Genomic DNA, 19,360 nt, shown 5'->3' with positions numbered 1-19,360 from the left:
GGCGGGCGGGCGCCGGGTGCCCGGCGCCGCCCGCCGGGTGCCCCTACTCGGGCACCACGGCGTCGAAGGCGTGCAGGTAGGGGTTGACGGGCCGGACGTCGCCGACCTTCAGCCCCGCCTCCTCCATCAGCGCGACCAGGCCGTCCTGGGTGTGCTTGCGCCCGCCGACGTTGAGGAGCAGCAGCAGGTCCATGGCGGCCGTGAACGGCATGGAGGCCGTCTCGTCCACCAGGTTCTCGATCACCAGGACCCGCGCGCCCGGCCGGGCCGCGGCGACCGTGTTGCGCAGGGTCGCGCGGGTGCTCCGATCGTCCCACTCCAGGATGTTCTTGATGATGTAGAGGTCCGCCTGCACGGGGATCGCCTCCCGGCAGTCGCCCGCCACGAGCTCCACCCGGTCCGCCAGCGCGCCGCCGTCCCGCAGCCGCGGGTCCGCGTTCGCCACCACGCCCGGCAGGTCGAGCAGGGCGCCGCGCAGGTCGGGGTTGCGCTCCAGCAGGCCGGCCAGCACGTGGCCCTGGCCGCCGCCGATGTCGGCGACCAGGGAGACGCCCCGCAGGTCCAGCATCTCCGCGATGTCCTGTGCGGACTGGCGGCTGGAGTGCGTCATCGCCTTGTTGAAGACCTCCGCCGACTCGGGCGCGTCCTCGTGCAGGTACGTGAAGAACTCCTTGCCGTACAGCTCGTGGAAGACGTGGCCGCCGCGCCGGACCGCCTCGTCCAGGTGCTGCCAGGCGTCCCAGGTCCACGGCTCGGTGGTCCACAGCGAGACGTACCGCATGGAGCGGGGGGTGTCCTCGCGCAGCATCCGCGACATCGCGGTGTGGACGAAGCGGCCCTCGCCGTCCTCGGCGAAGACGCCCTGGCAGGTCAGCGCCCGCATCAGGCGGCGCAGCGCCTGGGGGTCCGCGTCCACCGCGGCGGCCAGCTCGCCGGCCGTGACGGGGTTGTCGCCGAGGGCGTCGGGCAGGCCGAGCCGGACGGCGGCGCGGACGGCGGCCGCGGAGGCGGCGCTGAAGGCGAGTTCGCGCAGGCGCATGGCCGCGCTCGGAGCTGCGGGCGCCACGGCGGCGGTGCTCTCCATGGGAACCCCTTTCTGCAGGTGGGACGGCGGAGGAAGGCGGGTGACCGCCGCCTCCCACGGTCGCCGACGGGGGCGGGGCGGCCCGGGCGGCGCGGCCGGGCCGCGGCGGGGACGACCCGAATGGCGGTCGCCCCGGCGGCCGAGCCCCGGGCGCCCGCGGGGGGTGCGGCGCAGGCCCGCGGGCGGCGCGCCGGGGAAGTTCCCGGACGGTCGTCGCGAACGTGGGGTACGTCCGGTTCTGTTCTGTGGGTGATGTCACGAAGGGGCGCCCGGGGGTGGGTCCGGGCGGTGGTGTCGGGCAGGGCTGGAAGGGCAAGCCGGACGGCACGGCCCGCCCGTCGCGGCCGGACGCGGGCACGGCGGGCCGGGCGGCCCGGCCCGCCGCCGGTCCCGCCGGTCCGCCCGATACCGTGGAACGGTGCGCACCGTGGAGCTGACCTGCGACCCCGACTTCGACGACGCCGTGCGCGCGGTCTGGGGCCGGCTCGACGCCGCCGGACTGCCGAGCCTCACCCGCAACACCCACCCCACGCACCGCCCCCACCTCACCCTCGCGGCGGCCGGCGCCTTCCCCCCGGGGGCCCTCGAGCGGATCGACGACCTCCTCGCCCCCGCCCTGCCGCTCCGCGTGCGGCTCGCCGGCCTGCTCTCCTTCAGCGCCCGCAGCCGCCGCCGCGTCCTGGCCTGGGGCATCGTGCCCACGCCGGAGCTGCTGGCGGTCCACGGCGCGGTGTGGGCGGCGCTGGACGGCGCGGACGAGCCGCACCCCCTGTACACCCCCGGCCGCTGGATGCCCCACATGAGCCTCACCCGCCGCCTGGAGCCCGAGCAGTTGGTCACCGCCCTGGAGGTGCTCGGCCGGCTCCCCGACCACCCGGGCGACCTGGACGCGGGCCGCAGCTACGACACCGACACCCGCACCACCGTCCCCCTCGGCGCCGCCTGACCCGGCCGCGCCCGCCGTCCAGCCCCTCCGCCCGACCCGGCCGCGCCCGCCGCCCGTCCGGCGCCGCCGCCCGGCCCCGCCGTCCGTTCGGCGCCGTCCCGCATCCCCGCCGCCGTGGCGGGTACGCCACCCGTACGCGGGCGGAGCCCCGCCGCCCGCCACGAGGCGCCCCCGCCGCGGAGGCGCCCGACGCGCGGGGCGGAGGCTGCCATGACGGTTCCCACGCGTTCCCCGGCCCGGCCCCCTGCCGGCAGCGTCCGCATGGGGCGGGCCGACGGGCGGTGGGTGCTCGCCGCCGCCGTCCTCGGCTCGGGTATGACGCTCCTCGACTCCACGGTCGTCAACGTCGCGCTGCCCGCCCTCGGCGACGACCTGCACGCCTCCCTCGCCGGACTCCAGTGGACCGTCAACGGCTACACCCTCACCCTCGCCGCGCTGATCCTCCTCGGCGGGTCGCTCGGCGACCGGTTCGGCCGCCGCCGGGTCTTCGTCGCGGGCACCGTCTGGTTCGCGCTCGCCTCCCTGCTGTGCGGACTGGCCCCGAGCACCGGACTGCTGGTCGCGGCCCGCGCCCTCCAGGGCGTCGGCGGGGCGCTGCTCACCCCGGGGTCGCTCGCCCTCATCCAGGCGTCCTTCGCCCGGGAGGACCGGGCCCGGGCGATCGGCGTCTGGTCCGGCATGGGCGGCGTGGCCGGCGCGCTGGGGCCGCTGCTCGGCGGCTGGCTGGTCGACGCGGCCAGCTGGCGCTGGGTCTTCCTCATCAACATCGTGCCCGCCGCCGCCGTCGTCGCGGTCGCCCTGCGCCACGTCCCGGAGAGCCGGGACGAGACCGCCTCCGGCCGCTTCGACTGGCCCGGTGCGCTCTGCGCCGCCGCCGGGCTCGCCGGGATCACCTACGCCCTCATCGGCGCCGCGGAGCCGGGCGCGGACCCCGCGGCGCTCACCGTCACCGGCGTGGCGGGCGCCGCCGCGCTGGCGGCCTTCGTCGTGGTCGAGCGGCGCAGCCGCACCCCCATGCTGCCGCCCTCGATCTTCGCCGAGCGGCAGTTCACCGCCGCCAACGCGGTCACCTTCGCCGTCTACGCGGCGCTCGGCGGCGTCTTCTTCCTCCTCGTGGTCGACCTCCAGGTCGAGGCGGGGTTCTCGGCGCTCGCGGCGGGCGCCGCCCTGCTGCCGGTGACCGTGATCATGCTGCTGCTCTCCGAGCGGTCGGGGCGGCTGGCGGAGCGCATCGGACCGCGCATCCCGATGACCGTCGGGCCCGCCGTCTGTGCGGCCGGCCTGCTGCTGATGACCCGGATCGACCCCGCCGCCGACTACCTCACCGACGTCGTCCCCGCCGTCTGCGTCTTCGGCCTCGGCCTCGCCGCCACGGTGGCGCCGCTGACCGCGACCGTGCTCGGGGCGGCCGAGGAGCGGTACGCGGGCATCGCCTCCGGGGTGAACAACGCGGTGGCCCGGGCGGCCGGCCTCATCGCGGTGGCGGCCCTGCCCCTGGTCGTGGGCCTCTCCGGGGACGACTACCACGACCCGGCCGCCTTCGGCACGGCCTTCGACGCCGCCCTGCTGGTCTGCGCCGGCCTGCTGGCGGCCGGTGCGGTGCTGGCCTGGTGCACCATCCGTTCGGACGTGCTGCGCGGCCCGCAGGCCCCGGCCGAACCCCCGCCGTGCCGGTGCCACTGCGCGGTCGGCGCCCCGCCGCTGCAGCCGCCGGCGCGGGAGTGCCACTGAGCGCCCCGCCGCCCGTCGCGCGCCCCCGGGACCGGCCGGCTCCGGAGCCGGCGGTCCGCGCCGCGGACGGGTGAGCCGGGGCGGGTGAGCCGCGGACGGGTGGGCCGGGGGCGGGGCCATCCGGACGAAGCGAGGTGGCGCGATCCGGCCCCCGGGAAGGCCAGGTCGCCCACCGGCCCGACCCGCACGCGGTCATCCTGCGCGCACATCCGGTCACCGAGAGTCGCCGGATGGACGTTTCCGGCGATTGTCGGCCACATCGGCGCCCTGCCGCCGCGGCCGGTTCCGGTACGCCCGACTGTCCCTCGCGACACGGAACGGAAACACTGGCGCCGTCCGAAATCCGGCACGACATTCCCGAGGAGTGACCGATATGCGCAACCGTACGCGTACCGCCGCTGCCGCCGCCGCCCTGCTGGCCGCCACCGCGGCCCTCACCGGCGCCGGCCGGGCGTCCGCCGCCCCGACCGGCCTCTACGCGCCGAGCGCCCTGGTGCTGACCATGGCCCCCGGCGACGGCACCGACCCCGACGCCTCCGTGGCCCGCGCCGTGACCCTCGGCTGCGCCCCCGCGCCGAGCGGCACCCACCCCGCCGCGGCGGACGCCTGCGCGGGCCTCGCGGCGAGCGACGGGTCCTTCGCCGGGCTGCGCGGCTACGGCCGGCCCTGCCCGGCCATCGCCACTCCGGTGACGGTGACCGCCGACGGCGTGTGGCGGGGCAAGCGCGTCTCCTACCGCGAGACGTTCGGCAACTACTGCGCGGTGCTCACCTCCCGGGGCACGGTCTTCGACTTCTGACCCGGGCCCCGCCGCGCCGACCGGCCGTCCACCCCCGGCCGCGTCCGCGCTTCGCCCCGCACTGCCGCACGACCGGTACCGCCGTATGACCGGTACCGCCGTATGACCGGTACCGCCGTATGACCGGTACCGCCGCACGACGGGCGCCCCGCGCCCCGCCGCACGACCGGCGGACCGCCGCCGCCCGCACCGTCCCGGCCCCCGCGGCCAGGGCCTCCGCCGCGCCGGAGGCCGCACCCCGCGCCGCCGACACCCCGGTCCCGCAGAGGTGCCGCGGATCCGGAGGGCCGCCGTCCGGAGGGCCGCCGGCCGGAGCCCCTCCCCGGAGCGCGCAGCGCGCGTCCCGCCCCCCCTTCCGCCCCCGGTGACCGGGGACACAGGGTGGACGCCGCGTGCGTCGCACAGCCCGCCCCCTTATCCTTCCGCCATGGCGAATTCTCGAACGCCCGTGCCCCGAGACGCACTGCGGACGCTGCTGGCGGGCAACCAGCGCTTTGTCTCCGGCGTGCCCGAGCACCCCAACCAGGATGCCGAGCGCCGCGCCGCCCTGGCCCCGGTCCAGCACCCCTTCGCTGTGCTCTTCGGGTGCTCCGACTCCAGACTCGCGGCGGAGATCATCTTCGACCGCGGCCTCGGCGACCTCTTCGTGGTCCGCACCGCAGGCCACGTGGCCGGCCCGGAGGTGCTCGGCAGCATCGAGTACGGCGTCAGCGTGCTCGACTGCCGCCTCGTCGTGGTCCTCGGCCACGACTCGTGCGGGGCCGTCGCGGCCGCCCGCGCCGCCCTGGAGGACGGACCCCCGGCGCCCGGGTACGTGCGCGACGTCGTCGAGCGCGTCACCCCGAGCGTGCTGGCCGCCCGCGCCGCCGGCATCGACGACCCCGACGGCATCGTGGACGAGCACATCCGCAACACCGTCGACCTCCTGCTCGACCGCTCCCGGGTGCTCGCCGACGAGGTGGCGGCGGGCCGCGCCGCCGTCGTCGGCCTCTCCTACCGCCTCGCCGACGGCAGCGCCCGGCTGGTCGCCGCCCGGGGGCTGGAGGAGGACGTCCTGGCGGGCGCCGTCCCCGCCGCGTCCCACCCGGGGACGGACGCCGGGGCCGCCTGACCCCGTCCCCCCGTCCCCCCTTCCCGTCGTCGGACCGCCGTCCTCGGCCGTCCGCCCTTGCCTGCCCCCCGGCACCCCGCCGGGCGCGCGTAGCATGGAGGCGGACGGCGAGGAGGCGGACCATGGTCCCACCCGACCCCCCGCGGCCCCCGGCGGGCGACGCCGCACCCGGCCGCCCCCGCAGCCGCGCCGGACTGCTCAGCGAGGTCTCCACCGGCGGCCCGCTCGCCCTGACCGCCGTGCTCCGCCGCGCCGACCTCGGCGACGACACCGCGGCCCGCATGCCGGTCGCGGCACTGCTCCGCGCCCTGCCGGGCGTGGGCCCCCTCACCGCCCACGACCTGCTCGGCGTCGCCCGCATCCGCGAGGACCAGCAGGTCCGCGACCTGCGGGACGACCAGCGGGGCGCCCTGCTGCAGATCGTCGGCCGGCTCGTCCGCACCGCGCCCCACGGCACCGCGCCCCACGGCATCGCGCCCCACGGCATCGCGCCCCACGGCACCGCGCCCCACGGCACCGCGCCCCACGGCACCGCGCCCCACGGCACCGCGCCGACCTGACCGGCCCCGGGACCCCGGCCGCCGCACGCCCGCCCGGGACGCCGTCACCCCCGCTCCGCCCCGTCCGGCGCCCTCCCGTCCGGCGCCCTCCCGGCCGGAGCGCGCCCCGGCCCGGTGCGCCGCTCCCGCACCGCGGCCGCCACCAGGGCTGCCGCGTCGCCGGCGAACAGCGCCCGCCCCGCCGCGACCTGCCGCTCGCGCACGCCCCCGCCGAGGGGCTCCGCACCGGAGGACAGGGCGTCGAGGGCACCGAGCAGCTCCCCGGGCGTCCGCGCGTACGCCGAGACCCCCAGCTCCGCCATCCGGCGCACCCCCGCCGCGCCGTGCCCCGGGATCGGGCGGTGGCCGACCACGGGCAGGCCCGCCGCCAGGGCCTGGACCGCCGTCTGCCCCGCCGCGTTGTCCACCAGCGCCCCGCAGGCGCCCATCAGCCCGGCCAGATCCGCCACCCAGCCGAGCGCCAGGACCCCCGGCAGCCGCCCCAGCCGCCGCCGCAGCCGCTCGTCGCGACCGCACAGCACCACCGCCAGGCGGCCCGACCCCGCCACCAGGCCGGCCGTGGCGTCCAGACCCGAGCCCGCCCCCCAGGCCCCGGCCGACACCAGGACGGGCTCCCGTCCGCCCCCGGCACGGGACAGGAGCCGCCGCCAGTCCGCCGCGCCCGGCCAAGGGGCCCCGAACCGCGGCGGCACCACCGGCCCCGGCGCCGACGCCGCGCCGGCCCCGGACCGCCGCACCTCCTCCGCGGCCCCGGGGGAGACGCACAGGTGGAGGTCGTTCCCCGGGTGCAGCCACTGCCGGTGGACCGCGAAGTCCGTCACCACCACCACGGCGGGCACGGCGAGCCGCCCCTGCGCGCGCAGGCCGCCGGTCAGCTGGGCGGCCAGGTGGAAGACCGGCACCACCGCGTCCGGCCGCTCCGCCCGCACCAGGGAGAGCAGCCGCCGCTCCGCGAGCCGGGCCAGGGGCGCGCTGCCGGGCCGCGGGCCGGCGCCCGGCCGGAAGAACGCCGCGTACACCGCCCCGTAGGCCCACGGCAGGTGCCGCACCGCGCCCCGGTACCCGGCGTGCACGGCGGGGCCGAGGCCGGCGGGCAGCAGGTCGAGCACGTCGGCCCGCGCCACGTGGTGGCCCGCCGCCGACAGCCGGCGGCCGAGCTCCGCCGCGACCGCGTCGTGACCGGCGCCCATCCGGGCGCTCAGGACCAGGAACCGCCGCACCACCGGATGCGCCCTCCTTCCGGAACGGCCCGCGCCGCCGCCCGCATGTGATCCCGCACGCGATCCCGCATACGACCCCGTGCGCGGCCCTGCGCGGGACCCCGCTGGTGACCCTGCGCAGCGAGACACCACCTGCCGGTGACGATATCGCCGCTTTTCGGGTTTAAGGCATTCTGTGCCGGATACCCGGACAGAGCACGGCACACCGCTCACCCGAGGAGTCCGCAGTGGTGCCCGGAGCACACCCCGCCCCCACCGGCCGGCCGGCCCCGCCGGACCCGTCCGCCCGCCGGCCCGACCGGCACGGCGCCCCGCCGCGGGACGGCCGCGGGTCCCCGCCGGACCTCCGGACCGCCCTCGTCACCGGCGCCTCCTCGGGCATCGGCGCCGCCGTCGCCGTCCGGCTGGCCGCGTCCGGCGGCTGGCGGCTGCTGCTGAGCGGCCGCGACCACGAGCGGCTCGCCCGTGTGTCCGCCGAGACCCGGGGCACCCCCCTGTCCGCCGACCTGGAGGACCCCGGGGCCTGCGCCCTCCTCGCCGACCGGGCGCTGGACGCCGCCGGCCGGATCGACCTGCTGGTCGCCGGGGCCGGCGTCGGCTGGGCGGGCCCCTTCACGGCCATGCCCGTCGCCGCGCTCCACCGGGTGCTCGCCGTGGACCTGGCGTCCGTCGTGCACCTCGTCCGGCTCGTGCTGCCGCAGATGGTCCGGCGCGGCAGCGGGCACGTCGTCCTCATCGGGTCGATCGCCGGGGCCGTGTCGGTCCGGGACGAGGCCGTGTACTCCGCCGCCAAGGCCGCGGTGGGGGCGTTCGCCGAGAGCCTGCGCTACGAGCTGGCGGGCAGCGGCGTCCGGGTGACCCTCGTGGTGCCCGGGGTGGTGGACACGCCCTTCTTCGTCCGACGCGGCGCCCCCTACCGCCGGTCGCACCCGCGCCCGATCCCGCCGGAGCGCGTCGCCGAGGCCGTCTGCGACGCGGTCGCGCACGGACGCGGCGAGGTGTTCGTCCCCGGCTGGCTGCGCCTCCCCGTCCGGCTCAGGGGCGCCGCACCCGTCCTGTACCGCCGGCTCGCGGCACGGTTCGGGTGACCCCCGGCCCTCCCGCCGCCGGCCGCCCCGCCGCACGGCCGGCCGGCCGCCTCCTGGCCCCCGCCGCCCTCCTGCTGCCGGCCGCCGCCCACGTCGGGCCCGCCGCCACCTGGCTGCCCCCCGTGCGCCGCCTGCTCCTCCCGGCCCTGGACGGCCGGGGCCGCCCCGACCACGTCGCGCTCACCTTCGACGACGGGCCGGACCCCGCCTCCACCCCGCACGTCCTCGCCGAACTGGACCGCCTGGGCCTGCGGGCCACCTTCTTCGTCCTCGGCGAGGCCGTGCGCCGCCACCCCGGCCTGTGCGCCGCCGTCGCCCGGCAGGGCCACGAACTGGCCGTCCACGGCTGGACCCACACCCGCCCCTGGCTGCCCGACCCGCTGCGGGACCGCCGCGAGACCGCGCGCGCCGTCCGCGCCGTCCGGGAGGCGGCCGGCGTCCGGTGCCGCTGGTACCGGCCGCCGTACGGGATCCTCACCGGCGGCCGCTGGGCGGCCGCCCGGCACGCGGGGCTGCAGCCGGTCCTCTGGTCGGCCTGGGGCCGCGACTGGACCGCCGACGCCACCCCCGCATCCGTCCTGGCCTCCCTCGTCCGCGACCTGCGCGGCGGCGGCACGGTCCTGCTCCACGACTCCGACCGGGCCGCCGCGCCGGGCTGCTGGCGGTCCGCCCTGGGCGCCCTGCCGCTGCTCGCCGCGCACTGCCGTGGCCGCGGCTGGCGTCTCGGGCCGCTCGCCGAGCACGGCCTCCGGACCCTTCGGGCCGGTCCGCCCGGTCCGCCTGGACGGCGCCGACCGGACCGACCGGACCGGGCCGTCCCGACCAGCGCCGGGTGACCGGCACCGCCGCCGGGCCGGGGGCCGGCCCGCGTCAGGCCCCCGGCCTCTGCGGACGGTCCTCGCCGCCGGACCCGCCGGACCCGCCGGACCCGCCCGACCCGCCCGACCCGCCGGACCCGCCCGACCCGCCCGACCCGCCGGACCCGCCCGACCCGCCGGCCAGCCGCTCCAGCACCGGGATCGCCGCGGCCAGGGCCGCGCCCTCCTCCGCACTCAGCAGCGCCACCCGCCGCGACAGCAGCGCCGACCGCTCCCGCCGCAGCCGCGTGATCATCTCCGTGCCCGCCGCGGTCAGGGTGATCAGCCACGACCGCCGGTCCTGCGGGTCCGGCTCCCGGTCCACCAGCCCGCCCGCCGTCAGCTGCGCCAGCGTGCGCACCATCGACGGCGCCGCCACCCCCTCCCGCCCCGCCAGTTCGACGAGCCGGAGCGGCCCGTGCTGCTCGATCCTGGCCAGGGCGGACAGCTGGGCCGACGTCAGGTCCTGGCCGCCGGCGGCCTGCGTCAGCTGCCGGTTGAGCCGGGCGACCGCCAGCCGCAGCCGGGTGAGCCCGGCCGGATCGAGGGCGGCCGGATCGGGGGCGGCCGGTGCCGCCGCGGGGGCGGGCTCCCGCGGCGGCACGGTGCTCGGCTCGGTCATGGTCGGCGGGGCCTCCTCGCAGCGGTCCGGCGCCCCGGACGCCCGGCCCCGCCGCCCGGGGCGGGGCGTCCCGCGCCGGACGGCGTCAGCGGACGGCCGCCCCGGCGGCGTCCGGGGCGTCCACCGTACCGGCCCTCCGCCCGCCCCGGCCCCCGTCGTGCACCAGCGAGGCCGCGGCCGCCACCAGCGACATGGCGATCGCCAGCCAGAAGACCACCACCAGGCCGTCGTGGAACGGCCCGGAGATCAGGTGCGGGAAGAACTCGCGGCCGGTGAGCGTGTGCGCGTTCCCGGCCGGCAGGTGTCCCAGCACGTCCGGTCCCAGCAGCCGCCCCACCGGGTTGTAGCCGAGGAACGCGGCGAACAGGGTGCCCACGGGCGGCAGCCCGGCGATGGCGTGCGCGGCCGGTGCGGGCACGCCCTGGGCGGTGAGCCCCGAGTCCAGTGCGCCCGGCAGCGACCCGGACAGGCCCGCCACCATCAGGGAGAAGAACAGGCCGATGGAGAGCACCATCCCGGCGTTCTGGAACGTGGCCCGCATCCCCGAGGCCGCGCCCCGCGCCTCCGGCGGCACCGCGGACATGATCAGCGAGGTGTTGGGCGCCGCGAAGAGCCCGCCGCCCAGGCCGTTGAGGAAGACCAGGAAGGCGAAGGCGGGGTAGCCGAAGTCCGTCGGCAGCAGCAGGAGCCCCGCGAAGGAGGCCGCCATCACCACCAGGCCGCCCGCCGCGAAGAGCCGCGCCCCGAACCGGTCCGACAGGTGTCCCGCGACCGGCCCGGCCGCCAGGAAGCCGACGGTCAGCGGCACCAGGTAGATGCCCGCCCACAGGGGGGTGTCCGCGTAGTCGTAGCCGTGCAGCGGCAGCCAGATGCCCTGCAGCCAGATGATCAGCATGAACTGCAGGCCGCCGCGGGCCACCGACCCGAGCAGCGTCGCCGCGTTGCCGCCCGCGAACACCGCGTCGCGGAAGAGCGCCAGCGGGAACATCGGCTCCGCCACCCGCGTCTCGACCAGGCAGAACAGGGCCAGGACGGCCGTCCCGCCCACCAGCCCGGCCAGCACCCACGGGTTGGTCCAGCCCATGGTGTGCCCGCCGTAGGGCTGGATGCCGTACGTGATGGCCGCCAGCAGCGCGGTCAGGCCGACGGCGAAGGTGACGTTGCCCCACCGGTCGATCCGGGCCGGCCGCCGCACGCCGGTGTCGCGCAGCGACCGGTACGCCCACACGGTGCCGACCACGCCGATCGGCACGTTGACCCAGAAGATCGACCGCCAGTACCACTCGGCCAGCAGGCCGCCCAGCACCAGCCCGACGAACGAGCCCGCGATGCCGGCGACGATGTTCACGCCCAGCGCCATCCCGCGGCGCGAGACGGGGAACGCGTCGGTGATGATCGCCGCCGAGTTGGCCATCAGCATCGACCCGCCCACCGCCTGGGCGACCCGCCAGCCGATCAGCCACAGCGCGCCCGCTCCGCCGCGGAACGGGTCCAGGGAGAGCGCCACCGACGTCACGGTGAAGACCAGGAACCCGGCGTTGTAGATCCGCACCCGGCCGTGGATGTCGCCCAGCCGTCCCAGGGTCACCACCAGCACGGCGGTCACCAGCAGGTAGCCCATGAGCATCCACAGCAGGTAGCCGACGTTGCCGGGCAGCAGCGGGTCGAGCCCGATCCCGTTGAAGATCGCCGGCAGTGAGATCAGCACGATCGAGCTGTTGATCGTGGCGATCAGCGTGCCGAGGGTCGTGTTGGACAGCGCCGTCCACCCGTACCGGCCGCCCGGCTCCCCCGGGGCACGGACCACGCCCGGGCCGCCCGGGCCGCCCGGGCCGCCCGTGTCCGCCGGCCCGTTCGCACCCGCCGGCCCGCCTGTCCCGTGCTGCTCGCCCTGGGCCGCCATCGGCCGTCCCCCTCGGGTCGTTAGCTGATGGCAACTAACGATAGTCCCGCAGGCCGGGCCGCGACAGGGGCGGCGGAGGCGCACCCGCCGCAGAGGGCGGCACCGCGCGGTGCCGGGCGGCACGGGGCGGTCCCGCGCGGCGCCCGGCGGCGCTCAGTTGCGCTCCGGACGCGGCGGGGCCGTGTCCGCGACGGCCGCCAGGTGCTCCGGGGTGCCCGTCGTGCGCTCCTTGCGGACGAACGCGGACCGCAGCCGGTGGTAGTCCCCGCCGGGCCCCCAGAAGTCGTGCCGCATCCGCTCCAGCTCCGCCCGTCGGCACTCCGCCAGCTCCGCCAGCCGCTCCGGCCCCAGCGCCGCCGCCTTCGCCGCGGTGCGCAGCGGCAGGTCGGGGGAGGCGGCCAGCTCCGCCGCCAGCCGGACCGCCTCCGCCCCGAACCCCTCCGGGGAGGCGCACACCACCCGGTCGACCAGGCCGATGCGGTGGGCGGCGGCGGAGCTCACCGGCAGCGCCTGGCGCATCAGCCGGTCCGCCCGGACCGGGCCGACCCGGCGCGGCAGCGAGTCCGTCCAGTACTCCGACCCGTACAGGCCCATCAGCCGGTAGTGCGGGTTGAGGACGGAGCCCGCCCTGCACCACACCTCGTCGGCGGCCAGCGCCAGCATCACCCCGCCCGCCGAGGCGTTGCCGCCCACGGCCGCCACGGTCAGCCGGTCGCCGGTGGTGAGGACCGCCTCCACCAGGTCGTCCATGGCGTTGATGTTCTCCCAGGACTCCGCGGCGGGGTCGGGGGCGGCCTCGATGACGTTCAGGTGGATGCCGTTGGAGAAGAAGTCCCGAGCGCCGCCCAGGACCAGCACGGAGGTCGGCCGGGTGAGCGCGTGCCGGTACGCGGCCAGCAGGCGGCGGCACTGCCCGGTGCTCATGGCGCCGCCGGGGAAGGAGAAGCGGAGCAGGCCCACCGGCCCGTGCTCGTGGTACTCGATCTCCGTCCAGGTGCGCCGGCCCGGGGGAGGCGTCAGCGGGGCGGGCACCTCCGGCACGTCCGGGAGGCTGCCGCCGAGCGCGGTCACCGCGGGCAGCTTGAAGCCGGCCGGACCGCCGGGGGTGCGCGGCCGCCGCAGCTGCGGGATCCACACCGCGCCGTCGACCGTGGCCCGGCAGACCGCGCCGTCGCGGGTGGCGACGATCCGGCCGGGCTCGCCCCGCAGGACGTCCTCCGGATGGCCGCCGTGCAGGAACCACTCGGCGCCGAGCAGCACGTCCCGCACGCCCGGCTGGGAGTCGGCCGCCCGCAGCTTGCGCAGCACCAGGCCGGTCGGGTCCGACGACCAGTCGATCCGGCGGAGGTCCTGGGTGAACCACGGCCGGGTGCGGACCTGGTCGTCCGCCGTCTGCCGCTGCGGGGTGTGGGTGCCGGAGGCGAACCGCTCCACCGCCCGCAGCACGGCGGCCGTCGCGGCGTCCGCCACCTCCCCCCGGTACAGGTCGCTCTTGCCCACCGGCGGCACCGCGCAGCCCGCCGCCGCCCACACGTCGCCGGCGTCCATCACCTCCTCGGCCTGCAGGACGGTGACGCCCCAGCGCTCCGCGCCCTCGGCGACCGCCCAGTCCAGGGAGGAGGGCCCGCGGTCGCCCACCGGGCCCGGGTGGACGACCAGGCAGGTGACGGCGGACCAGACGTCCTTGGGGATGGCGGTGGTGAGCATGGGCGCCACCACCAGGTCGGGGGAGTGGTGCGCCAGGGCGCGGCGGAAGCCGTCGTCCTCCCGGACGAGCTCCACGGCCACCCGGTGTCCGTGGTCGCGCAGTTCGGCGAAGACGCGCTGGGTGAGGCTGTTGAACGCGCTGGCGACGAGCAGGATCTGCATGGCGGCCCACCTCGACGGGAGCTGCCGGCCCGGGAGAGGCCGGGAGAAGGACCCAGGCTGGCACACGCGGTCGTACCGGCCGGCTCTGTTCGGGCCCGGGGTCACCCGTTCGCGTGACGCAGGTCCGGGGCGCGGAGGGCGAACGGCGCGCCCCCCGGAGGGAGGGCCTGGTGCGGCCGCTCCTGCGGTTCCGTGCGCGAGGCGGCGTGAACGGTGCGCCGACGTACCGCCATACCGACGTGCCGGTGAGTCGGTGCGCCGGGAGGGCGGGTCTCCGGCGGGCCGGCCGCCGGTCCGCGGGGCCCGGCCCGTCCCCGGTTGCCGCCCGCCCACCCTCGGCCGTGCCTCCCGGGCCCGTCAGGCCCCGCCCGGCCCCGGACAGCCGGAAGCCCGGAGGCGCAGGCCTCCGGGCTCCCGTACGGGCGGAACGTCAGAAGACGATCACGACGTTGTTGCCGAAGCCGCCGAAGCCCCAGCCGCCGAAGCCGTAGCCGAAGCCGTTGCCGTAGCCGAAGCCGCGGCCGAACTCGCCGTAGCCGCCGTACCCGCCGCGGCCGTAGCCGCCGCGGCCGTGCTCGCCGCCGTACCCACCGCGGCCGTGCTCGCCGCCGTACCCGCCACGGCCGTGCCCGCCGCGGCCGCAGTCGTCGCCGTGGCCGCCGCCGCCACGGTAGGAGTAGGCGGAGTCGGTGGCGGCCGACGCCGAGCTCGCGAGCGGGACGATGGACGAAGCGGCGGCCAGGGTCACGATTGCGGCAGCCCGCGCGATGCGCTTGGACACTTCAAGTCACCTCATGTGTTGTTCGGAATTTCCCCCGACACCCATGACGCTAGGCCGGGCCCTCGGCGGGCCGCATCCGCAGACGGCCGTCCGGGTAGCGGCCGCGAGTCCAACCGGACGACGGCGGACGGAGCCTCAGAATCCGCGCGGCCGCGACGGTGCGGGGACGGAGGCTGCCGGGCGCTCCTCGAACGAGTGAACCCCGCCTCCCGCCTCCGTCGGTGTGTCCGGCGCGTCCTCGCCGTGCACCCGGGGGTCCGGCGCCGGCGGCTGCGCCGCCCGCCCTCGGCGGTACACGGCGGCGCCGGCCGACGCCCCGCAGGCGGCCCGCCGGCCGACCGGGGAGCGTGCGGGCGCCGTGACCCGCCGTGACCCGCCGTGCCGCCGCGCGGTGCGGGGCCTGTCCGGTCCGCGCCGCCGTGCCCGGCCGGACGGCGCTCTTGACATCAAGTCATGCTCACGACAACTTTGAGCCATGCCCACCTTGCCTGGCACCCCCCTGAAGAGATCCTTCGCCGGTGCGCTGGCGGCCGCGGCGCTCACCGGGGCCACCGCCCTGTCCGGAGCGGCCCCGGCCTCCGCCGCCGCCCCCGCCGTGACCGTCACCTACGCCGGGACCGTCGCCCTCAGCAACTGCTCCGGCTCGCTGGTTCGCATGCCGGACTCCGCGCCCCAGGACCGCGCCCTCGTCCTCTCCAACGGCCACTGCCTCTCCGGCGGCATGCCCGACCCCGGCGAGGTCCTCGTCGACCGGCCCTCCAGCCGGTCCTTCACCCTCCTCGACGCCTCCGCCGGAAGACTCGGCACGCTCCGTGCCGCCAAGCTCGTCTACGCGACCATGACGGACACCGACGTCTCCCTGTACGAGCTCACCACCACCTACGCCGCCATCCGCAGCCGGTACGGCGTCGACCCGCTGACCGTCTCCGCCGACCACCCGGTCCAGGGCGAGCCGGTCAAGGTCGTCTCCGGGTACTGGAAGCGCACCTACACCTGCGCGGTCGACGGCTTCGTCCACGAGCTGCACGAGGGCGGCTGGGTCTGGAAGGACTCCGTCCGCTACACCCCCGCCTGCAACACCATCGGCGGCACCTCCGGCTCCCCGGTGGTCGACACCTCGACCGGCCTGCTGGTCGCAGTCAACAACACCGGCAACGAGGACGGCGGGAGCTGCACGGTGGACAACCCGTGCGAGGTCGACGAGAACGGCGGCGTGACGGTCCGCAAGGGCATCAACTACGCCGAGGAGACCTACCTCCTCACCCGGTGCTTCGCCCCCGGCACCGCCCTCGACCTCACCCTCCCCGACTGCCGCCTGCCCAGGCCCTGACGGCCCGGGCCCCGACAGGCGGCCCCCACCCCCGCCGGCCGCCCCGTCCCGCGGCCGGCGGGGCCCCTCCCCCCGCCCCTCCGGAGAGCGGCCGGGCGGGTCACCGCAGGGGATTCACCCATACCGGTGACGGCCGGTCAGCGGATGCGTACTGTGTCATGTGCTCACCCACCGTCCGCCCGCCGCGACCCGATGGAGGGGCACGATGGCATCAGAGGGACGCCACCGCCGTCCGCGCAGCAGCACGTCCGCCCATCGCCTCGCGCTCGCCGCCGGCGCCACCGGGGCGGGGCTGGGCCTCCCCCTCGCCGCGGCCGGCGCGCACGGCGTGGCGCCCGCCCACGCCGACCCGGACGCCACGGCCGTCAACGGCGACCTGCTCCAGAACACCGCCTTCACCGGCACCGTGCGGCTGCCCGCCCCGGCCTCGGCGCCCAAGGCCGGCGGCGCCGCCGCCGGGCCGGACGTCCACGTCGTCGCGCCCGGCGAGACCCTCTCCGGCATCGCCCGCAGCCACCGCGTACCCGGCGGGTGGCGCAGCGTCTACCTGGAGAACCGCGAACGCGTGGGCCCCGACCCCGACCGCATCCTCCCCGGCCAGCGGCTCCGCCTCGACCGGCCGTCCACCGCGCCCCCGGCGCCCCGGCACGCGGGACACGCCGCGCACGTCGTGCGCCGCGGCGAGACACTCGCCTCGATCGCGGACGAGGAGGACGTCGACGGCGGCTGGCAGAGCGTCTACCGCGAGAACCGCCGTGTCGTCGGCGGCGACCCGGACCTCATCCTGCCCGGCCAGCGCCTCACCCTCCCCGCCGCGGCCCCCGGCCGTTCCGCGCCCGCCCACCACGAACCCGCCCGTCCGGCCCCCTCCCGCCCGGCCCCCTCTCGCCCGGCGCCCGCCCACCACGAACCCGCCCACCACGCGCCCGCACGGCACGCGCCGTCGCACTCCACGCCGTCGCACCACGCGCCGTCGCACCACGCGCCCGCCGTCCGCGCCGCCCTCCCGGTCCGGGGCTACACCCTCACCGCCGGGTACCGGGCGTCCGGCAGCCACTGGGCCCACCGGCACACCGGGCAGGACTTCGCCGTGCCGACCGGCACCCGGGTGGGCGCGGCCCTCGCGGGCACCGTCGTGACCGCCGGATGGGGCGGCGCCTACGGCAACGAGGTCGTCCTGCGCCACCGCGACGGCACCTACACCCTGTACGGGCACCTCTCCTCCGTCGCCGTCCACCGCGGCCAGGCCGTCGCCGCGGGCCAGCTCCTCGGCCGTTCGGGCGCGACCGGCAACGTCACCGGCCCCCATCTGCACTTCGAGGTCCGCAACGCCCCCGGCTACGGCTCCGACATCGACCCCGTCGCCTGGCTGCACCGCCACGGCCTGCACCTCTGAGGCCCCGTCGGACGCACACCCCCTCCCGCGGCACACCCTCCCGCGGCGTCCCCTCCCGCGGCGGCCGCTTCCCGGGAGGGGCGCGTGACCCGGGGCCCCTGAGGCGCGGCACGGCCGCCGCCGGGCCCGGTCCCGCGCACGGCCGCGCCCGCGGACGGTACGACCCCCGCCCGGCCCGGCCCGGCCCGGCCCCGCCCGGCCCCGCCCGGCCCCGCCCGGCCCCGCCCAGCCCCGCCCCGCCCGGCCCCGTCCGCCGCGCCGCCGGGCGTCCCGGCCCGCCGTCATGACCCGTTCGGCGCACACCCCGCGGGCCGTCCTGCTCGTTGGTCCGCACATGAGCCAGCCGCGCCCCGACACCGGAACGGTCCTCCTGCGCCCCGCCGACACCCTGGCGATCCCGACGGCCGCCGACCGCTGGGGGCAGCTCCTGCTGGCCCTCTCCGACGCGAGCGTCCCCACCGCGCCCGGCGACGCCGCCGCGATGCGCGCCGTCGCCAAACTCGACGAGGAGACCTGCGCCGCCGTGCTGCGCTGGGTCCGCACGGCCAACCGCCCCGGCCGCTGACGTCCCGTCGAGGGGCCGCCGGGCGCGGGCGCCCGCCGCTCCGGGGCGGACCGGCCGGCGGCCGCCCCGCGGCCCGGCGGCCCGGCGGACCCGGGCGTCACCGGCTCCGCCGCAGGGACAGGGCCGCCGCCAGGAAGGGGCCCGCGGCCAGCGCCAGCAGCACCCCGGGCGGCGCCCAGGCCGAGCCCAGCGCCCAGGCGCCGTACAGCAGTACCGACGCCGCCTCCGAGCCCACCCCCGCCAGGGAGGAGACCGTGGCCCGGGCGCCGTCCCCGACGGCGTCCTGCAGCCGCGCCTCGGCGGCGGCCTGCGCCCACTGCAGGGCGCCGAACGCCACCGCGACCAGGGCCGTGCCGGCCGGCCGGCCGCTCGCCGCGCCCTCGGCCAGGCAGACCGCCGCCACCGCCAGGACGCCCGCGGCCCGGCCGCCGCCCCGGTCCGCGAGCCACCCGCCCGCCGCCGTGCCGGCGGTGACCAGCAGCACCAGCAGCGGCACGGTGGACGGTCCGGCGCCGGTGGCGCCGGCGACCAGCGGGACGTACTCGTCCAGCGCGCCCAGCCCGAGCAGTCCCGCCAGCAGGAGCAGCCGCCGTCTCACGACGGGGGCGCGCCGCACCTCCGCGAGCCCGGCCCGCAGCACCCCGGACGCCCGCCCCGCCTCCGCGGCCCGGCCGTCCGGTTCCGCGCCGTCCCCCGGCCCGGCCCGGCCGTCCGGTTCCGCGCCGCCGCCCGGTCCGGGCCGGTCGCGCGACTCGGGCAGCGACCGGGCCACCGGTACCGCCAGCAGGGTCGCGGCGATGCTCACCGCCCCCACCGCCGGGTAGCCGCCGACCGACAGGAGGGGCCCCGCCAGTGCCGTCGCGGCGACCACGGCGGTGGTGCCCACGGCCTGGGAGCGGCCGGTCAGGCGGGCGTACGCGCCCGCCTCGCCGAGCCGCACCAGTTCCTCGTACACGAGCGCCTGCAGCGCACCGGAGCGCAGCGCGCCGCCGACGCCCCACAGCACGAACCCCGCGGCGAAGGAGGCGTAGCAGGGGGCGAAGGTCCACAGCGCCCAGGCCGCCGCGACCGGCAGCGGGGCGACCGTCAGCAGCCGCCTGCGGGAGGAGGAGTCCGCCCACAGGCCGGTCGGCACCTCCAGGAGGACCGAGGTGGCCGACCAGAGGGCGAAGAGGGAGGAGACCTGCGCGTCCGAGAGGCCGTGCCCGGTGAAGAGGAGCGCGTACAGGGGGTACAGCGGGACGAAGTCCTCGGCGAACGCGTGGGCGTAGAGACGGCGGGCGAGCCGCCGCACCGGTGAGGGTCAATGTCGTCGCTTCATGACCCGAGGGTAGGGCCTCCCCCCGCTGCGGGAGCGCTCCCATGGAGAACCCCCTCTCTCCGCCCTTTCCCGAAGGGAATCCTGCGCCCGCTCTTGACGCGTCCACATCCCGCTGGCTTCATGGTGAACCGGCATCGCGCGGTCCTCCGACCCGCATCCCCCGAACCCCGGAACGCC

At 78.3% G+C, this 19,360-nt stretch carries 17 protein-coding genes; 10 read left to right on the top strand and 7 right to left on the bottom strand.

The genetic code is table 11. The features are described from left to right. Window positions 1-43: 43 nt before the first annotated feature. Complete coding sequence (locus LO771_RS01535; protein ID WP_230647517.1) at window positions 44-1,084, bottom strand: methyltransferase; 1,041 nt, start codon at window positions 1,082-1,084, stop codon at window positions 44-46. A 418-nt stretch (window positions 1,085-1,502) separates the two neighbouring features. Here LO771_RS01535 and LO771_RS01530 point away from each other — a divergent pair, with 418 nt between their 5' ends. The 5 genes from LO771_RS01530 (at window position 1,503) to LO771_RS01510 (ending at window position 6,231) form a co-directional block, all read left to right on the top strand. Then, a complete protein-coding gene (locus tag LO771_RS01530; protein ID WP_230647515.1) occupies window positions 1,503-2,030 on the top strand; it encodes a 2'-5' RNA ligase family protein in 528 nt (175 codons plus the stop codon). A 210-nt stretch (window positions 2,031-2,240) separates the two neighbouring features. Then, entirely contained in the window at window positions 2,241-3,761 is a 1,521-nt protein-coding gene (locus LO771_RS01525) for an MFS transporter (protein WP_230647513.1), read from the top strand. 373 nt (window positions 3,762-4,134) lie between these two features. Continuing rightward, a complete protein-coding gene (locus tag LO771_RS01520; RefSeq protein ID WP_230647511.1) occupies window positions 4,135-4,560 on the top strand; it encodes an SSI family serine proteinase inhibitor in 426 nt (141 codons plus the stop codon). A 427-nt stretch (window positions 4,561-4,987) separates the two neighbouring features. Beyond that, window positions 4,988-5,671 carry a carbonic anhydrase gene (locus tag LO771_RS01515; protein WP_230647509.1) on the top strand — a complete coding sequence of 228 codons (684 nt, stop codon included), beginning with the start codon at window positions 4,988-4,990 and terminating at the stop codon, window positions 5,669-5,671. Between the two features lie 122 nt (window positions 5,672-5,793). Then, a complete protein-coding gene (locus tag LO771_RS01510) occupies window positions 5,794-6,231 on the top strand; it encodes a hypothetical protein (RefSeq protein ID WP_230647507.1) in 438 nt (145 codons plus the stop codon). Window positions 6,232-6,275: 44 nt separating this feature from the next. Here the strand turns inward: LO771_RS01510 and LO771_RS01505 are convergent, their stop codons facing one another. Then, window positions 6,276-7,454, bottom strand: coding sequence for a galactosyldiacylglycerol synthase (locus tag LO771_RS01505; RefSeq protein WP_230647504.1), 1,179 nt, complete (start codon window positions 7,452-7,454; stop codon window positions 6,276-6,278). Window positions 7,455-7,681: 227 nt separating this feature from the next. Between LO771_RS01505 and LO771_RS01500 the strand changes: the two genes are divergently transcribed. Both LO771_RS01500 and LO771_RS01495 read left to right on the top strand, forming a co-directional pair. Beyond that, window positions 7,682-8,539 (top strand): SDR family NAD(P)-dependent oxidoreductase, encoded by an 858-nt coding sequence (locus LO771_RS01500; protein WP_374228027.1) that lies wholly within the window; start codon window positions 7,682-7,684, stop codon window positions 8,537-8,539. Beyond that, window positions 8,536-9,375, top strand: a complete 840-nt coding sequence (locus LO771_RS01495; RefSeq protein ID WP_374228026.1) for a polysaccharide deacetylase family protein — start codon at window positions 8,536-8,538, stop codon at window positions 9,373-9,375. Before LO771_RS01500 ends, LO771_RS01495 begins: the two co-directional genes overlap by 4 nt. Before the next feature lie 34 nt (window positions 9,376-9,409). Here the strand turns inward: LO771_RS01495 and LO771_RS30500 are convergent, their stop codons facing one another. From LO771_RS30500 to LO771_RS01475, 4 genes are all read right to left on the bottom strand, one after another. Beyond that, window positions 9,410-10,018 carry a MarR family winged helix-turn-helix transcriptional regulator gene (locus tag LO771_RS30500; RefSeq protein ID WP_255743581.1) on the bottom strand — a complete coding sequence of 203 codons (609 nt, stop codon included), beginning with the start codon at window positions 10,016-10,018 and terminating at the stop codon, window positions 9,410-9,412. A gap of 85 nt (window positions 10,019-10,103) precedes the next feature. Next, on the bottom strand, window positions 10,104-11,921 hold the full coding sequence (locus LO771_RS01485) for an MFS transporter (protein WP_374228025.1): 1,818 nt from the start codon (window positions 11,919-11,921) through the stop codon (window positions 10,104-10,106). Between the two features lie 153 nt (window positions 11,922-12,074). Next, window positions 12,075-13,790, bottom strand: a complete 1,716-nt coding sequence (locus LO771_RS01480; RefSeq protein WP_230647499.1) for a hydrogenase maturation protein — start codon at window positions 13,788-13,790, stop codon at window positions 12,075-12,077. Between the two features lie 430 nt (window positions 13,791-14,220). Then, complete coding sequence (locus tag LO771_RS01475; protein WP_230647497.1) at window positions 14,221-14,571, bottom strand: hypothetical protein; 351 nt, start codon at window positions 14,569-14,571, stop codon at window positions 14,221-14,223. Between the two features lie 499 nt (window positions 14,572-15,070). On the opposite strand from LO771_RS01475, the gene LO771_RS01470 reads away from it, so the two are divergent. From LO771_RS01470 to LO771_RS01460, 3 genes are all read left to right on the top strand, one after another. Further along, a complete protein-coding gene (locus LO771_RS01470; protein WP_374228044.1) occupies window positions 15,071-15,901 on the top strand; it encodes a serine protease in 831 nt (276 codons plus the stop codon). Between the two features lie 205 nt (window positions 15,902-16,106). After that, the gene (locus LO771_RS01465) at window positions 16,107-17,297 is read left to right on the top strand and encodes a peptidoglycan DD-metalloendopeptidase family protein (RefSeq protein WP_230647493.1); all 1,191 of its coding nucleotides are present in this window, start codon (window positions 16,107-16,109) and stop codon (window positions 17,295-17,297) included. A 334-nt stretch (window positions 17,298-17,631) separates the two neighbouring features. Then, window positions 17,632-17,862: a hypothetical protein gene (locus LO771_RS01460; RefSeq protein WP_230647491.1), complete on the top strand. Its 231-nt coding sequence runs from the start codon at window positions 17,632-17,634 to the stop codon at window positions 17,860-17,862. A 97-nt stretch (window positions 17,863-17,959) separates the two neighbouring features. On the opposite strand, the gene LO771_RS01455 is transcribed toward LO771_RS01460, so the two are convergent. Next, complete coding sequence (locus LO771_RS01455) at window positions 17,960-19,156, bottom strand: MFS transporter (RefSeq protein WP_230647489.1); 1,197 nt, start codon at window positions 19,154-19,156, stop codon at window positions 17,960-17,962. Between the last annotated feature and the right edge of the window lie 204 nt (window positions 19,157-19,360).

The organism is Streptacidiphilus sp. ASG 303, assembly GCF_020991365.1.
Taxonomy (GTDB): domain Bacteria; phylum Actinomycetota; class Actinomycetes; order Streptomycetales; family Streptomycetaceae; genus Peterkaempfera.
The sequence above is the reverse complement of the archived record's forward strand: the minus strand, read 5'-3'. Positions and strand labels throughout refer to the sequence as shown.

What these genes read in the sequence shown, in the direction of transcription:
- LO771_RS01535 (WP_230647517.1), bottom strand. Translation starts at nt 1,084, where the DNA reads ATGGAGAGCACCGCCGCCGTGGCGCCCGCAGCTCCGAGCGCGGCCATG.
- LO771_RS01465 (WP_230647493.1), top strand. Translation starts at nt 16,107, where the DNA reads ATGGCATCAGAGGGACGCCACCGCCGTCCGCGCAGCAGCACGTCCGCC.
- LO771_RS01510 (WP_230647507.1), top strand. Translation starts at nt 5,794, where the DNA reads ATGGTCCCACCCGACCCCCCGCGGCCCCCGGCGGGCGACGCCGCACCC.
- LO771_RS01480 (WP_230647499.1), bottom strand. Translation starts at nt 13,790, where the DNA reads ATGCAGATCCTGCTCGTCGCCAGCGCGTTCAACAGCCTCACCCAGCGC.
- LO771_RS30500 (WP_255743581.1), bottom strand. Translation starts at nt 10,018, where the DNA reads ATGACCGAGCCGAGCACCGTGCCGCCGCGGGAGCCCGCCCCCGCGGCG.
- LO771_RS01520 (WP_230647511.1), top strand. Translation starts at nt 4,135, where the DNA reads ATGCGCAACCGTACGCGTACCGCCGCTGCCGCCGCCGCCCTGCTGGCC.
- LO771_RS01525 (WP_230647513.1), top strand. Translation starts at nt 2,241, where the DNA reads ATGACGGTTCCCACGCGTTCCCCGGCCCGGCCCCCTGCCGGCAGCGTC.
- LO771_RS01515 (WP_230647509.1), top strand. Translation starts at nt 4,988, where the DNA reads ATGGCGAATTCTCGAACGCCCGTGCCCCGAGACGCACTGCGGACGCTG.
- LO771_RS01460 (WP_230647491.1), top strand. Translation starts at nt 17,632, where the DNA reads ATGAGCCAGCCGCGCCCCGACACCGGAACGGTCCTCCTGCGCCCCGCC.
- LO771_RS01485 (WP_374228025.1), bottom strand. Translation starts at nt 11,921, where the DNA reads ATGGCGGCCCAGGGCGAGCAGCACGGGACAGGCGGGCCGGCGGGTGCG.